Source organism: Gordonia sp. NPDC057258, from assembly GCF_042668985.1.
GTDB lineage: Bacteria > Actinomycetota > Actinomycetes > Mycobacteriales > Mycobacteriaceae > Gordonia > Gordonia hongkongensis.
Window position 1 is genome coordinate 1 of the sequence record NZ_JBHUXZ010000001.1, and the last position, 16,783, is coordinate 16,783.

14 protein-coding genes and 1 pseudogene are annotated in these 16,783 nt (G+C 67.2%); 7 read left to right on the forward strand and 8 right to left on the reverse strand.

What is annotated here, in order from left to right; all coding sequences use genetic code 11:
* Positions 1-109: 109 nt before the first annotated feature.
* The 3 genes and pseudogenes from ACFUEJ_RS00005 to ACFUEJ_RS00015 all read left to right on the forward strand — a co-directional run.
* A pseudogene (locus tag ACFUEJ_RS00005) lies at positions 110-949 on the forward strand (IS1380 family transposase); the annotation flags it as partial.
* A gap of 429 nt (positions 950-1,378) precedes the next feature.
* Positions 1,379-3,376, forward strand: coding sequence for a M13 family metallopeptidase (locus tag ACFUEJ_RS00010; protein WP_388026829.1), 1,998 nt, complete (start codon positions 1,379-1,381; stop codon positions 3,374-3,376).
* A complete protein-coding gene (locus ACFUEJ_RS00015; RefSeq protein WP_205333648.1) occupies positions 3,373-3,942 on the forward strand; it encodes a potassium channel family protein in 570 nt (189 codons plus the stop codon). The genes ACFUEJ_RS00010 and ACFUEJ_RS00015 overlap by 4 nt, the downstream gene beginning before the upstream one ends.
* Before the next feature lie 24 nt (positions 3,943-3,966).
* Here ACFUEJ_RS00015 and ACFUEJ_RS00020 read toward each other — a convergent pair whose 3' ends face one another.
* Positions 3,967-5,094 carry an NDMA-dependent alcohol dehydrogenase gene (locus ACFUEJ_RS00020; RefSeq protein ID WP_065630320.1) on the reverse strand — a complete coding sequence of 376 codons (1,128 nt, stop codon included), beginning with the start codon at positions 5,092-5,094 and terminating at the stop codon, positions 3,967-3,969.
* Between the two features lie 403 nt (positions 5,095-5,497).
* On the opposite strand from ACFUEJ_RS00020, the gene ACFUEJ_RS00025 reads away from it, so the two are divergent.
* Positions 5,498-6,454 carry a R2-like ligand-binding oxidase gene (locus tag ACFUEJ_RS00025; RefSeq protein WP_068971393.1) on the forward strand — a complete coding sequence of 319 codons (957 nt, stop codon included), beginning with the start codon at positions 5,498-5,500 and terminating at the stop codon, positions 6,452-6,454.
* Here ACFUEJ_RS00025 and ACFUEJ_RS00030 read toward each other — a convergent pair whose 3' ends face one another.
* From ACFUEJ_RS00030 to ACFUEJ_RS00050, 5 genes are all read right to left on the reverse strand, one after another.
* Positions 6,455-7,072, reverse strand: coding sequence for an ABC transporter ATP-binding protein (locus ACFUEJ_RS00030; protein WP_388026833.1), 618 nt, complete (start codon positions 7,070-7,072; stop codon positions 6,455-6,457). It lies immediately after the preceding gene.
* A complete protein-coding gene (locus ACFUEJ_RS00035; protein ID WP_388026836.1) occupies positions 7,069-7,830 on the reverse strand; it encodes an ATP-binding cassette domain-containing protein in 762 nt (253 codons plus the stop codon). The genes ACFUEJ_RS00030 and ACFUEJ_RS00035 overlap by 4 nt, the downstream gene beginning before the upstream one ends.
* Positions 7,827-8,693: an ABC transporter permease gene (locus ACFUEJ_RS00040; protein ID WP_388026839.1), complete on the reverse strand. Its 867-nt coding sequence runs from the start codon at positions 8,691-8,693 to the stop codon at positions 7,827-7,829. Before ACFUEJ_RS00040 ends, ACFUEJ_RS00035 begins: the two co-directional genes overlap by 4 nt.
* On the reverse strand, positions 8,690-9,763 hold the full coding sequence (locus ACFUEJ_RS00045) for an ABC transporter permease (RefSeq protein WP_388027275.1): 1,074 nt from the start codon (positions 9,761-9,763) through the stop codon (positions 8,690-8,692). The genes ACFUEJ_RS00040 and ACFUEJ_RS00045 overlap by 4 nt, the downstream gene beginning before the upstream one ends.
* Before the next feature lie 67 nt (positions 9,764-9,830).
* Entirely contained in the window at positions 9,831-11,462 is a 1,632-nt protein-coding gene (locus ACFUEJ_RS00050; RefSeq protein ID WP_211539461.1) for an ABC transporter substrate-binding protein, read from the reverse strand.
* Between the two features lie 95 nt (positions 11,463-11,557).
* On the opposite strand from ACFUEJ_RS00050, the gene ACFUEJ_RS00055 reads away from it, so the two are divergent.
* Together ACFUEJ_RS00055 and ACFUEJ_RS00060 are read left to right on the forward strand one after the other, a co-directional pair.
* A complete protein-coding gene (locus ACFUEJ_RS00055; RefSeq protein ID WP_058252260.1) occupies positions 11,558-11,890 on the forward strand; it encodes a helix-turn-helix transcriptional regulator in 333 nt (110 codons plus the stop codon).
* Between the two features lie 22 nt (positions 11,891-11,912).
* Positions 11,913-12,770: an alpha/beta fold hydrolase gene (locus tag ACFUEJ_RS00060; RefSeq protein ID WP_058252261.1), complete on the forward strand. Its 858-nt coding sequence runs from the start codon at positions 11,913-11,915 to the stop codon at positions 12,768-12,770.
* 35 nt (positions 12,771-12,805) lie between these two features.
* Here ACFUEJ_RS00060 and ACFUEJ_RS00065 read toward each other — a convergent pair whose 3' ends face one another.
* Positions 12,806-12,976, reverse strand: coding sequence for a hypothetical protein (locus tag ACFUEJ_RS00065; RefSeq protein WP_388026843.1), 171 nt, complete (start codon positions 12,974-12,976; stop codon positions 12,806-12,808).
* 670 nt (positions 12,977-13,646) lie between these two features.
* On the opposite strand from ACFUEJ_RS00065, the gene ACFUEJ_RS00070 reads away from it, so the two are divergent.
* On the forward strand, positions 13,647-14,321 hold the full coding sequence (locus ACFUEJ_RS00070; protein ID WP_388026845.1) for a slipin family protein: 675 nt from the start codon (positions 13,647-13,649) through the stop codon (positions 14,319-14,321).
* Between the two features lie 151 nt (positions 14,322-14,472).
* Here the strand turns inward: ACFUEJ_RS00070 and ACFUEJ_RS00075 are convergent, their stop codons facing one another.
* The gene (locus ACFUEJ_RS00075; RefSeq protein WP_388026847.1) at positions 14,473-16,674 is read right to left on the reverse strand and encodes a 3-hydroxyacyl-CoA dehydrogenase NAD-binding domain-containing protein; all 2,202 of its coding nucleotides are present in this window, start codon (positions 16,672-16,674) and stop codon (positions 14,473-14,475) included.
* Positions 16,675-16,783: the final 109 nt, after the last annotated feature.

Below are 16,783 nucleotides of genomic sequence, written 5' to 3' on the forward strand. Positions count from 1 at the left end.
CAGAGCCCTCGAACGGACCTCTGGATCGATCTTTTTAGGCATGAGCTCATCCTTCCTGACTCAGAAGGAAGCGGCATCAAACCAGGGGTGATTCACCTACGGCACCGGGGAAACACTGAACCTGGACCTGCGGCGTGGGGGCGCCTCCCCCAAGGGTGCGGACATGCACATCGCCGCCACCGAAAGGGCGGTGGCGCAGTTGCCCGCTGCCGAACGCGCCCACGTGCTCATCCGTACCGATTCGGCCGGGTGTGCCAAAGAGTTCCTGGCCTACCTGGCCGAGCAGAATCTGCAGTACTCGGTCGGGTTCACCATCACCGAACTGGTCAAAGAAGCCCTAGACGTGCTGCCCGAGGCTGCCTGGGTCACCGCGGTCAACAACGCCGACGCCGATCCGCGAGCTGATGCCCAGGTCGCCGAGATCACCCGCTACCTACCGCCGGCCACCCGTGCCGCAGAACCCGGCTACAAGTCCTGGCCATCGGGGATGCGGCTGATCGTGCGCCGTGAATACCCCCACAACGGAGCCCAACACCTCATCACCGATATCGAGGGCCGCCGCTACACCGTGTTCGCCACCAACACCCGCGGCCGCGGCTGGACCCTACCGACCCTGGAACTACGACACCGTCAACGCGCCCGCGCCGAGGACCGTATCCGCTGCCTCAAAGACACCGGCATGGCCAACCTGCCCTTCGAGGAATTCGCCAAAAACCAACTGTGGCTCGACATCGTCGCCCTAGCCTCCGACCTACTCGCCTGGACTCAAACCCTCGGCTACACCCGCCACGACCCCATCCGCCGCTGGGAACCCAAACGCCTACGCCACCGCCTACTCACCGTCGCCGGCAAAATCATCACCCACGCCCGCACCACCACCCTGCGACTACCCACCGACTGGCCCTACAACCACCACATACACCACGGCTGGCAACGCCTCACCGCCTAACCAGCCCCCTGTCACACGCACCCGGTCACCGCAGCCCCCACCCCCACCAGGAACTGAGAACAACCAGCGAACCGAACGCTGGCGACCCACCCTGCCCACACACCAACACCAACCCCACAACCCCACACCGACCGTTGATCGACGAAAACCCAGCCACCCATGAAAGATTCAGGCTGAGGAGCGCCCGGAGCTTGCGGAGGGCGCGTCAGCCCCCGCTCCCTGAGGAGCGCCCGGAGCTTGCGGAGGGCGCGCCACGAAGGGTCTGCCACGCATCTCGCCAGGACCCTTCGTGACGCTCGCAAGCTCGCTCCTCAGGGGGCGGGATGAGACGCTCGAGGCCGCCACGAAGCTCGCGCCCGGCAACGACCAGGGACTCTCCGATTTCGCCCACGGCGGAGGCGGCTGACGAATAGACGATCCGGTGACAGGATGGAGCGCGTGACTGCATCGAATACCGACCTCAGCTCCGGACTCGACCTCGAGTGGGTCGACGATTCCGTCCGCGTCCAGGACGACCTGTTCGCTCACGTCAACGGCAAGTGGCTCGAGTCGCACGTCATCCCCGACGACCGTTCCGTCGACGGCGCCTTCCACGTGCTGCGCGACAACTCCGAGGAGAACGTGCGCGACATCATCACCGACTGCGCCTCGTCGAACCCGGAGAGCGGTTCCGACGAGCAGAAGATCGGCGACCTGTACGCGTCGTTCATGGACACCGACCACATCGAGGCCCTCGGGATCGGCCCGATCACCGGCGAACTGGAGAAGATCGCGGCCATCGACTCGCTCGAGGCGCTCGCCCGCCGGATCGGACGGCTGCAGCGCCATGGCACCGGCGGTCTGTTCGGCTACTACGTGGACACGGATGCGAAGCAGTCCGACCGATACCTCGTGCACCTGACGCAGTCGGGTCTCGGACTGCCCGACGAGTCCTACTACCGGGAGGACAAGCACGCCGAGACCAGGACTGCGTACGTCGCGCACGTCGAGCGCATGTTCGCTCTCGCCGGATTCGACGACGCCGCCGCCCGGGCCGCGACGGTCCTCGACCTCGAGACGGCCATCGCCGCTCAGCACTGGGATGTGGTCCGGCGCCGCGATGCCGAGCTCACGTACAACCTCATGTCGCTCGACGAGTTGAGCACCACCGCAGACGGTTTCCCGTTTTCGGAGTGGTTCGGCGGACTCGGCACCAGCGGTGACGCGACCTTCGCCGAGGTCGTCGTCGCGCAGCCGTCGTTCCTGTCGGGCGTCGCCGGCCTCCTCACGGATCGCCCCCTCGACGAGTGGAAGACCTGGCTGACCTGGCGTCTCGTGCATTCGGCCGCGTCGTACCTGTCCGCACCGTTCGTCGACGAGAACTTCGACTTCTACGGCCGCATCCTGACCGGCGCGGAGGCCAACCGCGACCGGTGGAAGCGGGGCGTCGGGTTCGTCGAGGCCGCGATGGGATTCGCGGTCGGCAAACTCTATGTGGCCAAGCACTTCCCGCCCGAGGCCAAGGCACGGATGGACGAGCTGATCGCCAACCTGGTCGAGGCCTACCGCCGCAACATCTCCGAGCTACCGTGGATGACTCCCGAGACTCGGGAGAAGGCGTTGGTCAAGCTCGGCAAGTTCACCCCCAAGATCGGCTACCCGGCCAAGTGGCGCGACTACAGCTCGTTGAGCGTCGACCGCGGCGACCTCATCGGGAACGTCGCCCGGTCCGCGTCGTTCGAGCAGGACCGCGAGTTCGCCAAGATCGGCTCACCGGTCGACCACGACGAATGGTTCATGACGCCGCAGACGGTCAACGCCTACTACAACCCCGGCATGAACGAGATCGTGTTCCCGGCCGCGATCCTGCAGCCGCCGTTCTTCGACCCCGACGCCGACGACGCGGTCAACTACGGCGGCATCGGCGCGGTCATCGGTCACGAGATCGGGCACGGATTCGACGATCAGGGCGCGAAGTACGACGGCGACGGCAACCTCGTCGACTGGTGGACCGACACCGACCGGACCGAGTTCTCCTCGCGGACACGCAAACTCATCGACCAATACGGTGAGTTCACCCCGACCGGACTCGATCCCGAGCACAAGGTCAACGGCGACTTCACCATCGGTGAGAACATCGGTGACCTCGGCGGGTTGTCGATCGGACTCGTCGCGTATCAGATCGCGAACGAGGCGAGCGGGGCCCAACCGCCGATCATCGACGGCCTGACCGGAACACAGCGCGTGTTCTACAGCTGGGCGCAGATCTGGCGGACCAAGACCCGGGATGCCGAAGCCATCCGACGCCTCTCGATCGACCCGCATTCGCCGCCGGAGTTCCGGTGCAACGGCGTCGTCCGCAACATGGACGCGTTCTACGAGGCCTTCGACGTCAAGCCCGGGGACTCGCTGTACCTGGACCCGGCCGAACGCGTGCGGATCTGGTGAACGACGTGCCCGGCGGACCCGGTCCGCGCGACGAGGGTCCGCCGGGTACGGCCGCATCACTGGGTCTGGTACGGGGACGCGAACTCACGGTCGCCCTGCTGCGACCGATCGGAGCCGCCGTCGTCCTGCTCGCCGGATACTTCCTGCTGCCCATCGACAAAGAGAGCGACCTGAACTATCTCGGCCTCGTCGTCGGGGCCGCGCTGCTGATCGCGTTCTGTGTCTGGGAGGTCCGCAAGTTCGCCGGCTCCGACCGGCCCGTCGCGACCGCGATGGAGATGCTGGTGGCGCTGGCCGGGTTCTACATCGTCGCGTTCGCGACGACGTACTTCCTGTTCTCCGAATACGATCCCGGCAGTTTCAACGCGTCGCTCACCCGGATCGACGCCCTGTACTTCTGCCTCACCGTGTTCACCACGACGGGTTTCGGCGACATCGCGCCGGATTCGCAGGGTGCGCGCGTCGCGGTGTCGATCCAGATGGCGAGCACCCTGCTGCTCCTCGGTCTGGGCGTGCGCTTCCTCAACCTGCTGGTGAACCAGCGACGCCAGGCCACCGGACGGTGACCTGGCGTCGCTGATCGGTCAGGCTCAGTAGTCGTCGTCGCCGTAGACGATCATGCCGCGGATGTTGTTGCCCGCCAGCATGTCGTCGTAGGCCTCGTTGATCTGGTCGAGTCGGTAGGTGTTGGTCACCAGGTCGTCGAGGTTGAGCTTGCCGGCCCGGTACTCGTTCAGGAGCGCCGGAACCTGGGTGCGGGGGCTCGCACCGCCGAAGATGGCGCCCTGCACACGCTTCTGCATGAGGGTGAGATCGAAGAGGTTCATCTGGGCGTCCATCGAGGCGAAGTTGCCCATGCCCACGACGACGACCTGTCCCGCCTTGCCGGTGAGAGCAAGTGCCGGGGCGATCATCGACCCGTCGATCTCACCCACCGTGAGGATGGTCGTGTTGGCCATCTTGCCCCAGGTGATGTCACCGATCGCCTCGAGCGCCGCCTCCATCGACGGGAACGTGTGTGTCGCACCCAGCTTTTCGGCCATCTGCAACTTGAACGGCACCGGATCGACGGCGATGACGTTGCGCGCACCGGCCGCCGCGGCACCCTGCACCGAGTTGATACCGACACCACCGATGCCCACGACCACCACGGTGTCACCGGCATGCGTGCCGCCGATCTCGACGGCCGAACCCCAGCCGGTCGCCACACCGCAACCGAGCAGCGCAGCCGTCTGGAGGGGGATGTCGTCCTCGATCTTGACCAGCGACGCCTGATTGACCGTGATGTACGGGGCGAAGGTGCCGAGCATGCACATCTGCACCAGGGGCACCCCGTCGTGGGTGTACGCGCGGTTCGTGTCGTCGGCGATGGACAGGCCGGTCAGAAGGCGCGCGCCCTCGTCGCAGATGTTCTGCTGACCGCGTGAGCACGGCTCGCACGTGCCGCACGCGGGGATGAAGGCGGTGACGACGTGGTCACCCTCCTTGAGGCGGGTGACACCCGGGCCCACCTTGGTGACGATGCCGGCGCCCTCGTGACCGCCGAGCACCGGCATGGGTGCCGGGCTGTCGCCGGTCCGCAGGTGGTGATCCGAGTGGCACAGACCCGAGCTGACGAGTTTGACCTGGACTTCGCCCGCGACCGGATCACCGAGCTCGAACTCCTCGATCTTCCACTCTTCGCCCGGATTGCGCAGAACTGCACCTTTGGTCTTCATTCGTGCTCCTCGCTCGTGCTACCCCGAATCGGGGCGTCAGATATCGCCGTCTGCTTATGCGACGTAGATCACATGGTGGTCCACCGATGACACCTTCGCAGGCGTTTCACGCAATCCATGGCACAGGATTGGGAGTGACGTTCCAGCCGAGGATTCCGTGGCGCGGCGACCGCTGTCCCGGCGGCCGGGAACCGCTGCACAGTCGACGGCGATAGACGCACAGTCGACGAACGAGGCCGCACAGTCGACGACGACGGGTCCGACGCGACGACGGCCCCGGCCGGTCGGCATCACACCGCAAACCATCTCGGCGACAACAGAGTTGGCCGATCCCGTATCTCCGGATCGAGGAAGGGGTTAGCGTCGGGGTATTCCACTTCCGAAGTGTCTGGCTGGTGATCTCATGACTCTCATCGAACACAAAGCGGAGGGCCGGCAGGACTTCTCGTCATTGCGACAAGGCGGTCTCAACTGGGACTCGTTTCCGTTGCGGCTCTTCGTGAAAGGTAATGCCCGGTTCTGGGACCCGGTCGCCATCGACTTCTCGCAGGACGCTCAGGACTGGGCCGAGCTCACCGACGAGCAGCGCCGGAGCGCCACCTATCTGGTGAGCCAGTTCATCGCCGGCGAGGAAGCGGTCACCCAGGACATCCAGCCGTTCATGAAGGCGATGGCGACCGAGGGCCGCTTCGGCGACGAGATGTACCTGTCGCAGTTCTGCTTCGAGGAGGCCAAGCACACCCAGGTGTTCCGGCGATGGATGGACGCCGTCGGCCTCACCGGCGACCTCCAGAACTTCGTCAGCGCGAATCCGTACTACCACCAGCTGTTCTACGAGGAGCTGCCGGCGTCCCTGCACATCCTCGACCACGACCCGTCGCCGCGGAACCAGATCCGCGCCAGCGTCACCTACAACCACGTGATCGAGGGCAGCCTGGCGCTCACCGGTTACCACGCATGGCAGAAGGTCTGTACCCAGCACGGGATCTTCCCCGGGATGCAGAAGCTGATCCGGTTCATCGGCGACGACGAGCGCCGGCACATGGCGTGGGGAACCTTCACATGCCGCCGGCACGTGGCGGCCGATGACTCGCTCTGGGACGCCGTGGGCGAACGCATGAACGAGCTGCTGCCGCTCGCCCTGGGCATGATCGAGTGGGTCAACCAGCAGTTCGAGGTCCAACCCTTCGGCCTCGACAACGACGAGTTCCTCGCCTATGCCGCCGACCGCGCCCAGCGCCGACTCTCCGCCATCGAGTCCGCCCGGGGGCGCCCGGTCGCCGAGATCGACCTCGACTACTCCCCCGAGGTCCTCGAGGACCAGTTCGGCGAGGACGACGCCATCCGCCTGCAGATGTGATCAGCGCCGATCGAGGTCGACGACATCCCGGCTGCGCGACTCCACCAGCCGCCGGTCGTGGCTCACCAGCAGCAGACCGGCCCCGGCGGCGACGAGGTCGTCGAGCAGCGAGGCCACGGCGCGCGACGCGAGCGGATCGAGCATCGCGGTCGGTTCGTCGCACAGCACGATCCGCGGCCCCTGCACCACGAGCCGCCCGATGCATGCCCGCTGCAACTGGCCGTCGCTCACCTGCGCGGGGTAACGGTCGAGCAGCGAACTGTCGAGACCGACCCGGGTTGCCACCGACTCGATGTCGCAGGTACGTCCGGCAATTGTCGCGGGTTCGGCGACGATCCGGCGCAGTGTCCAGCGCGGATTGGTGACCAGGCGCGGATGCTGGGCCAGCAGACCGACATCCCCGGGCCGCCGGCGGTCCCCGCGCCACTCGACCGTCCCGCCCGCGGGGGCGGTGAGACCCGCGAGGATGCGCAGCAGCGTCGTCTTGCCGCTCCCCGATCGTCCGACGACCCCGGTCACCGCCCCGGGTCCGACGGCGACGTCGAGGCCGTCGAACACGACCGTGTCATCGAAGTGAGCGCTCAACCCCGTACCGACGAGGAGCTCGCCGGTGTTCACGACGCAGCCTCGAAGAATCCGGCGACATAGGCGTCGTCGGAGTCCACGATCTGATCGAGCCGGCGCTGCTCGACGATCCGCCCCGCACGCATGACGGCCACCGAATCGCACCCGAGCCGCATCGTCTCGACGTCGTGTGTGATGACCAGGACCGCAGCGCCTTCCCGAGCGGCGGAGGCGAGGAGTTCCCAGACGGAGGCGGCGAGCTCCGAGTCGAGCGCCGAGGTCGGCTCGTCCGCGACGATCATGTCGGGGTTCCCGGCCAGCGCCGCGGCGATCGCGGCGCGCTGGGCCATACCGCCGGACAGTTCGTGGGGATACGACCGGAGTGCATCGGGGTCGAGGTGTACGCGCCGGCACAACTCGACGGCATCGGACGTGCCGCCCAGGACGCCGATGACCTCGTCGAGCTGGGCGCCGATCGTGCGCACCGGAGTGAAGGATGTCGCGGCGGACTGCGGGACGAACCCGATGCGGTGCCCACGCAACCTGCGCCAGCGCGGGTCGTCGACCAGCGCGTCGTCGCGGAACTGCTCGTCGTCGATCCGCAGACTTCCGCTCGCGGTCGACCCGGGAGGCAGGAGTCCGGTCAGCACGGAGGCGATCATCGACTTTCCGCAACCGGACTCGCCCACGAGCACGGTCATCGATCCGGCGGGTACCTCGAGGGTCACCGCGTCGAGGACCCGCACCAACGACCGGCGCCAGCGGTCACGGATGGCGATGTCGACGGTGATGTTCTCGACCGCGATACTCATCGCCACACCCCGCCGGCCGGCGGCAGGGTGGCCCTGCGCAGAGTCGACGCCGCGGCCGCGCACGCCAGCGCGGTGACCATCAGTGCGACTCCTGGCACCACCAGCGTCCACCACGCACCGGTCAGGACGTCGCCGCGTGCCTGTCCGAGAAGGGTGCCCAGACTCGCGGCATCGGGTGAGAGGCCGACGCCCAGGAACGACAGGGTCGTCTCATGCCACACCGCGTGCGGCAGCAGCACGGTCATCGCCACCAGCACCTGACCGCTGACGGCCGGGAGGAGGTGCCGGGTGGCCACGAATGTCCGCGTCGCCCCGGCAAGCCGCGACGCCTCCACCCATCCGGCAGAGGTGACCTCGAGCAGTTCGGCCCGCACGACGCGAGCCACCGCAGGCCAATGCGTCAACGCGATGGAGGCGATGATCACGACCGGCTCACCCCGCCACATCGCCGCGATGACCACGCCCACCACGAGGTGCGGAAGTGCGTTGACGCCGTCGACGACCCGCATCACGATCGCGTCGACCCAACCGCCCGCGGTGACCGAACCGATGCCGATCATCAGTCCGAGCGCAGTCGCGAGAACCGCGCAGGCAGCTGCGATCAGCAACGAGATGCGCAGCCCCTCCGCTGTTCTGACCCCGAGGTCGTACCCCGAGTGGTCGGTGCCGAGCAGCGACTCGCGACCGGGAGCATGGAGGGACCTCGCGAAATCGGCGGTCTGTTCACCGGCTATCAGCGGCCAACCGACTGCGACGAGGACCATCACCGCGATCACGACCCAGGGGGCGAGGAACCGTAGCCGGAACGCGAACTCGGCGCGGCGGCCCGATGCGGAATGCTGCTGCGACGCCAATGCCGTCATGCGACCATGCCGATCCGTGGGTCCACCCACACCGCGGCCGCATCGGAGAGCGCGGAGCCGAGCAGTACGAGCAGAGCTGATCCCACCGCCAACGCCGCGAGTAGCGAGAAGTCGAGCGCGACAGCGGAATCCACGAGTGACTGCGCCAGACCCGGCCAGCCGAAGACCGTTTCGACGATGGCCGCCCCGGCGATCAGTTCCGGCAGGCGAGTGCCGAGGAGTGATAGCGTCGGCAGCACCGACACCGGGACAACGTGGCCTCGCAACAGTGCCCAGCCACTGACACCGCGCGCGCGAGCACCGTGCACGGCGTCGGATGCCGCCGCGTCGACGACCGCGGATCTCATGGTGAGCAGCAACCACGGGATCATCGACAACGTCAGCGCGACGTACGGCAGGACCGCGTGGGTCAGCAGGCCGTCGAGCGAATAGTCGTCGCCGGGACGACGGGCACCCGAGGTGGGCAACCACCCCAGACCGACCGCGAACACGCTGACCAGGACGAGCGACACCACGAACGGCGGGGTCGCGGCGAGGAGTGCGGCCGTTGCCGTGCACGCGCGATCGAGGATTCCGCCCCGGCGCATCCCGATGACGGCCCCGCCCAGGACAGCGATCACCGCCGCCGACACGAGCGCCGCGAGTGACATCCCGAGCGTGAACGGCCAGCGCTCGGCGATGACGTCGACGACGGGCTGACCTCTTGTCGACGACCAGCCCAGATCGCCGTGCAGCAGTGCGCCCCACCAGTTCCACCACGCCTGCAGCCAGTGCTGGTCGAGGTGGTAGGCGGCCGTGACCGCGTCGCGCTGGGACTGGGTAGCGGACTGGTAGTTGTCACCGAGATGGGCGGTCAGGGGGTCGAAGGGCGACGCGGCGGCGATGGCGAAGATGCCCAGCGACACCAGGATTGCCGTGGGAACCATCAGGGCGACACGACGCGCCAGCAGGCGGCCGACAGCCCGCAGGCGCGAGCGGCGACGCGATGGCCTCTCGCCCAGCGGTTTCCCGGGTGTCTTCGCCACATCCGGGCGTCGGGCTCTGGCCGCTGCGGTCACACCCGTTCCCAGCAGGGCCGTATCCCGTGTGCCTGACCGTGTCATCACGTTCCGCTCGGATCGGGCCCACCCGACGGGGTCACCCCTGCTGACGCCACGACGGCATGTTCCACCACGGCCCCCACGAGACGCCGTGCGAGTGCGGTTCGAGAATCGGGGCGTCATGCTGCCAGCCCGCACTTCGCGATGCATACGTGTGGTGCAGGAAGGCCAGGAAGACATACGACGGCTGCTGCTCGTAGATCTGCTGGATCCGCTTGTACCGGGCATCGTTCTCGGGGCCGGGCGCACTCTCGCGTGCCTCGTCGAGCAGCGCGTCGAGTCCAGGCGCGGTGAAGTTGCCCGGGTTGGAGTATGGCGAGGAATCGGGCACGCGGGTGTGCAGGGTGTCGTACACCTGGGAGTCGATGCTGTACGGCGTCGCCCCGCCACCGAGCAACACACCGGCGGAGGTCATCTTCGTCTCGATCTCGTCCCACGACGTCCCCCGGGTCAGGACTTCGACCCCGATGGCCTTCATCTGCGCCGCGAACGCCACCGCGAGGTCGCGCCGCAGCGTGTCCTCGGCGTTGTAGAGCAGCGGGAACGACGCACGATCGGCGCCTCGAGCGCGGACGCCGTCGTCGCCGATGCGCCATCCCGCGGCATCGAGGGCCGCCGCAGCCGCGTCGGTGTCGAACGGGAACTGCGCGCCCTGGTCGTAGACCTCCTCACCGTAGACCGACGCGATCGGCGTGCTGGCCGCTTCTCCTTTGCCGATCAGGACGTCGTCGACGACGGCGCGCCGGTCCACACCCAGGTTCATCGCCCGTCGTGCGGCGGGGTCGGCGGTGAACGCGTTGGCGCTGGGCAACGAGACACCGCGCCAGTCAGCGGATTTCACCGCGACGACGTCGATACCGTCGCGGCCGGCCAGGCTCTCGGCCGCTCGGGGTGGCAGATTGGCGCCGTCGATCTCGCCGGTGGTGATGCGCTGTGCCCGTGTGTTGTCATCGGGCACATGGGAATACACCAGGCGTGTCACCGACGGCTGCTCACCCCAGTAGCCCTCACGCGCCACAAGGACGGCCTGATCGGGTTCGAGCGAGTCCAGTACGTAGGCGCCCGTACCGACCGGTGCCGTGTTCAGCGCCCACTCGGCGGCAGGCTTCGCTTCCACCTTCTCCGAGGGCACGATCCCGAGGAGCAGATACGGCGACGGGTCGGCCTCGGTGTTCATCCGCACCGTGACGGCCTGCGGCCCATCTGCTTCGATCGCGACGATCGGGGCGAAATCGGTCGAGATGTCGGACGCGACCTGCGGATCGACGACCGCGCCGTACGTCGCCACGACGTCGGCGGAGTCGAACGCGGTGCCATCGGAGAACGTCACACCCGATCGCAGCGGTACCCGCCAGGTGCGCGGCCCGACTCGTTCGGGCTCCGACTCGGCGAGCGATGCCACGAGATCGGGCACCCGGTCGTCACCGTCGGCCGCCGGGCTCAGCAAACCGTCGTAGATCGGCGAGACGCCGAGTTGTCCATACCCGAGCATGGGGTTGAAGTCGCCGAGGTCCTGACCTTCGCCGAGGACGATCTGATCTGTCGCCGTTGTCCCATCCGACGAGGAACAGCCGGCGAGCGCGGCGGTCGCGATCAGCGCGGCCGCGCCTGCGATGGCGATCCCGCGGATCGTGGACGTCGTTCTTCCAACACCTGTGTGCACAGACATATGTTCTCCCAGACACACGTTTGCCGCCACCCGACAGGGCGGTGAACGATCGGCGTACAACTATTGCTATGTCGCCGGAACCATCAGGAGGCCCGATGACCGATTTCGACGCGGATTCCTGGGCCGCGCGGTTCATGCTGCTCAGCGACCCGAACCGGCTCCGTCTCGTCGCCGAGATGCACGCGCGCCCGGGTTCCACGGTCGCCGAACTGGCCTCCCGCATCGGCGTCACCGAGAACGCCGCGTCGCAGTCGATCCGCAAGCTGCGCGACCAGGGGTGGGTCCGCTCGGAGAAATCCGGACGGGCGGTCCACTACGAGGTCGTCGGCGACGCGATCGTGCACCGCATCCTGCACGACATCATCGGGGTCGGGCATCTGACCTCAGCGGATCGGCCGGATCACGCCCACCCGGTGACAACGGATTAGAACACGTTCTAGTCTGGTCGACGTGGATGTCACCTTCGATGCGACCAAACGGGAACTGACGACCGACCAGGGCACGCTGCGCTATCACGAGGCCGGTGACGCCGACGCGCCGCCGTTGATCCTGTTGCACGGGTCCGGCCCCGGCGTGACCGGCTGGCGCAACTACCGCGGGAACCTCGGACACTTCGCTCAGACGCACCACTGTTTCGTTCTCGAGTTCCCCGGCTTCGGGGTGAGCGACGCCGTCGAGGGCCACCCGGTGCTCACCGCCGGCGGTTCGGTCATCCGGTTCATGGACGCGCTCGGCATCGACAAGGCCGCGATGATCGGCAACTCGATGGGCGGCGTCGTCGGCGTCAACCTCGCTATCAAGAAGCCCGAGCGTGTCGAGAAGCTCGTGACCATCGGCGGCGTCGGCCCGAATGTGTTCAGCCCCAGCCCCAGCGAGGGCCTGCGGTTGCTGCAGGAGTTCACCGACGCCCCGGACAAGGACAAATTGGTCCGCTGGCTGAACTCGATGGTCTTCGATCGCTCCCTGGTCACCGAGGAGCTCATCGCCGAGCGCTGGGAGGCGGCGATCAATCCCGACGCGCAGAAAACCGCGCAGATGATGTACGGCTCAGCGGCATTCGAGATGCAGCAGCAGTTCATGGCCGCGTCCGACAACCCGCCGTACTGGGCGTCGATGCACAAAGTCGCCTGCCCGACGCTGCTGACCTGGGGCCGCGACGACCGCGTCAGCCCACCCGACATGGCGATGGTCCCGATGCGCCTGATCCCCGACGCCGAGCTGCACATCTTCCCGAGATGCGGACACTGGGTGATGATCGAGGCGAAGGCCGCCTTCGAGGCGACGGTGGGAGCCTTCCTCGCCCGGTGATCCATTGACCGTTGGGCCGATGCCAGGCCCAGCTGTCACGCACGCGCCCACAGCAGATACCCGACCGCGAGCGCGAACACGCCGGGTCCGAGGCACACCAGGTGGTCGCGGGTCACCGCCTCGTCGAGGTCGGCGTCGGAGAGTCCGGCGCGCACCGCGTGCTCGCGCAGGATCAGGCCGGAACGATCAGTGGGTATCGGGATCACGAGCACTTAGACGTGCGACGACCCCCTACGGTTCCATCCCCGCCCCCTGGCCCGAAAGAATCACCGACTCATCCTGGTCCCTGATCCGAAGAACGACACAACCATTGCTCCCTGAGGTGCGAGGAGCTCCAGCGACGAGCGACGAGCGACGAGCGACGAGCGACTGAACTATTGCTCCCTGAGGTGCGAGGAGCGCAAGCGACGAGCCACGAAGGGCTCGGTGAGACGAGTCGCGACGACCCTTCGTGGCTCGCTTCGCTCGCACCTCAGGGAGCAGGGGTTGCGCGCGCACCTCGGGGAGCAAGGGTGGCGCTCGCTCCTCAGGGACCAGCGATCGACGCTCGTTAATTCCGTTGCGCCCCAGCATCCGACGCTGGCATAGTTCCCGTTCGGCACGAGGACCAGCAGACCGGAGCGGGGTACCGCGAAGTGTTTCTGCGCGTCGGAATCCTCGTCCGCCTTCAGATGGCAAGGGATACATCCCGAGCAGGTTCGAGTCCTGACACGGCACCGCTCCCGGGAGCACGGGCCGGCCGGTCTCGTGGTCGTCGTCCGAGTCGTCCGCGACTCCGCGGCGCACCCCACCGGCTGGTCCACCCGCGAGCGGTGTCGCCATCCGAACCCATACCCGACCCGACAAGCATTGCGACGCAACGGAAGGAGGATCGCCATGCTGTTCCACAACCGAATCACCGTCTCGCCGGGTCACACCGTGCTGGCCTACCGGGGTACCGCCGGCCAGGCACTGCCCGCCGGCCGCCACCGTGTGCGCAAGCCTGACGCCACGTTCGACGTCGACCTGCGCGAGCGACTGATCCCCGTCGCGCCGCAGGAGGTACTCACCGCCGACTCCATGTCGGTGCGTGTCTCGATGACGTTGCGCGCCTGCGTGATCGACGCGGTCGCCTTCGTCGAGCGGTCTGCCGACCCGATCGGCGCGGTCTACCTGGCCGCGCAGGTCGCGCTGCGCGAGGTCTGCGCCGGCGTGGGTTCGGACGACCTCATCCGTCGCGGCGACACCGTCGACGTCACGCCGATCCGCGCCGCGGCTGCCGAGGTAGCCGGCACCGTCGGTCTGGAGGTTCTCGAGGTCGTCATTCGCGACGTCATCGTCCCGGCCGAGGTCCGCACCGCGGCCCTCGAGGTGATCACGGCGAAGACCCGCGGTCAGGCCAAGCTCGAGGCGGCACGCGCGGAGACCGCCGCGCTGCGCGCGCTGGCCAACGCGGGCCGGTTGCTCGATGCCCACCCGGCACTGGCCCAGCTGCGCCTCGTCGAGGCGGTGCCCTACGGCGCCCGCGTCGTCCTCAGCGTCGGCGGTGCCGAGGCGGCGACCGAGGACTGAGCCTTCCCGCGGTCCCGTTTCCGTCCCGCTGATCAGATCAGATCAGCGGCATGGAAATGGCGACGCGGGAACGGTTCTGGCACAACAAAAGCCCCGGCCGGAACGAATCCGGCCGGGGCCCTTGTTGTCTGCTGGTCACCCAGCGAAATCCCTACTTCGCAGCGAGGTTTTCGTTGGTCAGCTTGGTGACACCCTGCTCGGCCTTCTCGACGAGCGAGGCCGGCGGCTCGAAGTGCTTGCCGTACTTGCCGGCAAGTTCCTTGGCACGCGCGACGAAACCGGGCACGCCACCCTCGTAGCCGTTGATGTACTGGATGACACCACCGGTCCAGGCCGGGAAGCCGATGCCGAAGATCGAACCGATGTTGGCGTCCTCGACGGAGGTGAGCACACCCTCGTCGAAGCACTTGACGGTCTCGAGGGCTTCGGCAAAGAGCATGCGCTCCTTCATGTCCTCGAGCGGGATCTCCGTGGTACCCGACTTGAACTGCTCACGCAGACCCGGCCAGAGCTGGGTGCGCTTGCCGTTCTCGTCGTAGTCGTAGAAGCCCTTGCCGTCCTTCTTGGCGGTACGGCCGTTCTCGACCATCCAGTCGACGACGGCGTTCGAGCCGTGCTGCGGAACTTCCTTGCCCTCTGCCTTGAGCGCCGCCTCGGTCTCCTTGCGGATCTTCTGCGGCAGGGTCAGGGTCAGCTCGTCCATGAGCTGGAGCGGCGCGGCCGGGTAACCGGCCTGGGTGCCCGCATGCTCGATGAACGCCGGTTCGACGCCCTCACCGACGGCCGCGATGGCCTCGTTGATGAAGGTGCCGATGACGCGGCTGGTGAAGAAGCCACGGCTGTCGTTGACGACGATCGGGGTCTTGCGGATCTGTAGGGTGTAGTCGATGACCTTGGCCAGCACGGCATCCGAGGTCTTCTCACCCTTGATGATCTCGACCAGCGGCATCTTGTCGACCGGCGAGAAGAAGTGGATACCGATGAAGTCCTCGGACCGCTTCACGCTCTCGGCGAGGATGGTGATCGGCAGGGTCGAGGTGTTGGAACCCAGGACGGCGTCGGGCTCGACGATGTCCTCGATCTCCTGGAACACCTTGCGCTTGACCTCGACCGACTCGAAGGCGGCCTCGATGACGAGGTCGACGCCCTTGAAGTCCTGGGGATCGACGGTCGGGTGGATGCGGGCGAGGAGTGCGTCGCTCTTCTCCTGGGTGGTCTTGCCCTTGGCGAGAGCCTTCTCCTCGAGCTTCTCCGAGTACCCCTTGCCGCGCTTGGCAGCGTCGAGGTCGATGTCCTTGAGGACGACCTCGATGCCGGCCTTCGCCGACACGTAAGCGATTGCCGCGCCCATCATTCCGGCGCCGATGACGCCGACCTTCTTGGCGGTGAACTTGTCATAGCCCTCGGGGCGCGAGCCGCCGCCGTTGATGTGCTGCAGGTCGAAGAAGAACGCCTTGATCATGTTCTGCGCGACCTGGCCGGTGACCAGCGAGACGAAGTAGCGGGTCTCGATGATGTCGGCGGTGTCGACATCGACGTAGGCGCCTTCGACGGCAGCGGCCAGGATGGCGCGCGGCGCCGGCATGTTGGCGCCCTTGATCTGCTTGCGCAGCAGGGCCGGAAGAGCCGGGAGGTTCGCGGCGAACGCCGGGTTGGTGGGAGCACCGCCCGGGATCTTGTAGCCCTTGACGTCGAACGGCTGCTGGGCCTCGGGATTCTCCTTGATCCAGGCCTTGGCGGCGGGGACCAGTTCTTCGATGGACCCGACGACCTCGTTGACCAGACCGGTCTCCTTGGCCTTGGTCGGGTTGAAACGCTGGCCCTGGAGCAGGACGCCCATCAGGGCGTTCTGGATACCGAGCAGACGGACGGTACGGACGACGCCGCCGCCGCCGGGCAGCAGGCCGAGGGTGGCCTCGGGCAGACCGATCTGAACACCCTTGACGTCCGCGGCGATGCGGTAGTGGGTGTGCAGCGCGATCTCCAGGCCGCCGCCGAGTGCGGCACCGTTGATGGCCGCGACGACCGGCTTGCCCAGGGTCTCGAGACGACGCAGCACCTTCTTCATGGCGTTGGTGGTCTCGGTGATCTGCGTGGCGATCTCCTCCTTGGAGACACCGCTGCGATCGCTCGTCATGTCCTTGAGGTCGCCGCCGGCGAAGAAGGTCTTCTTCGCGGAGGTGAGGACGACACCGGTGATGTCGTCCTTCTCGGCCTCCAGGCGATCGACGGTCGCGGCCATCGACTCCTGGTACAGCGCGTTCATCGTGTTGGCGCCCTGGTTGGGGTCGTCCATGGTCAGGATGACGACGCCATCGGCGTCCTTCTCCCAGTTGATCATGTTGTCACTCATGGTGATTCGCAGAGTTCTTTCTCGTGAAGTGGTCATCGCTGCCCCCTGAGGAGCGAGCGAAGCGACGCGCCCCGCCGCCCCCTGAGGAGCGAGCGAAGCGAGCCTCGAA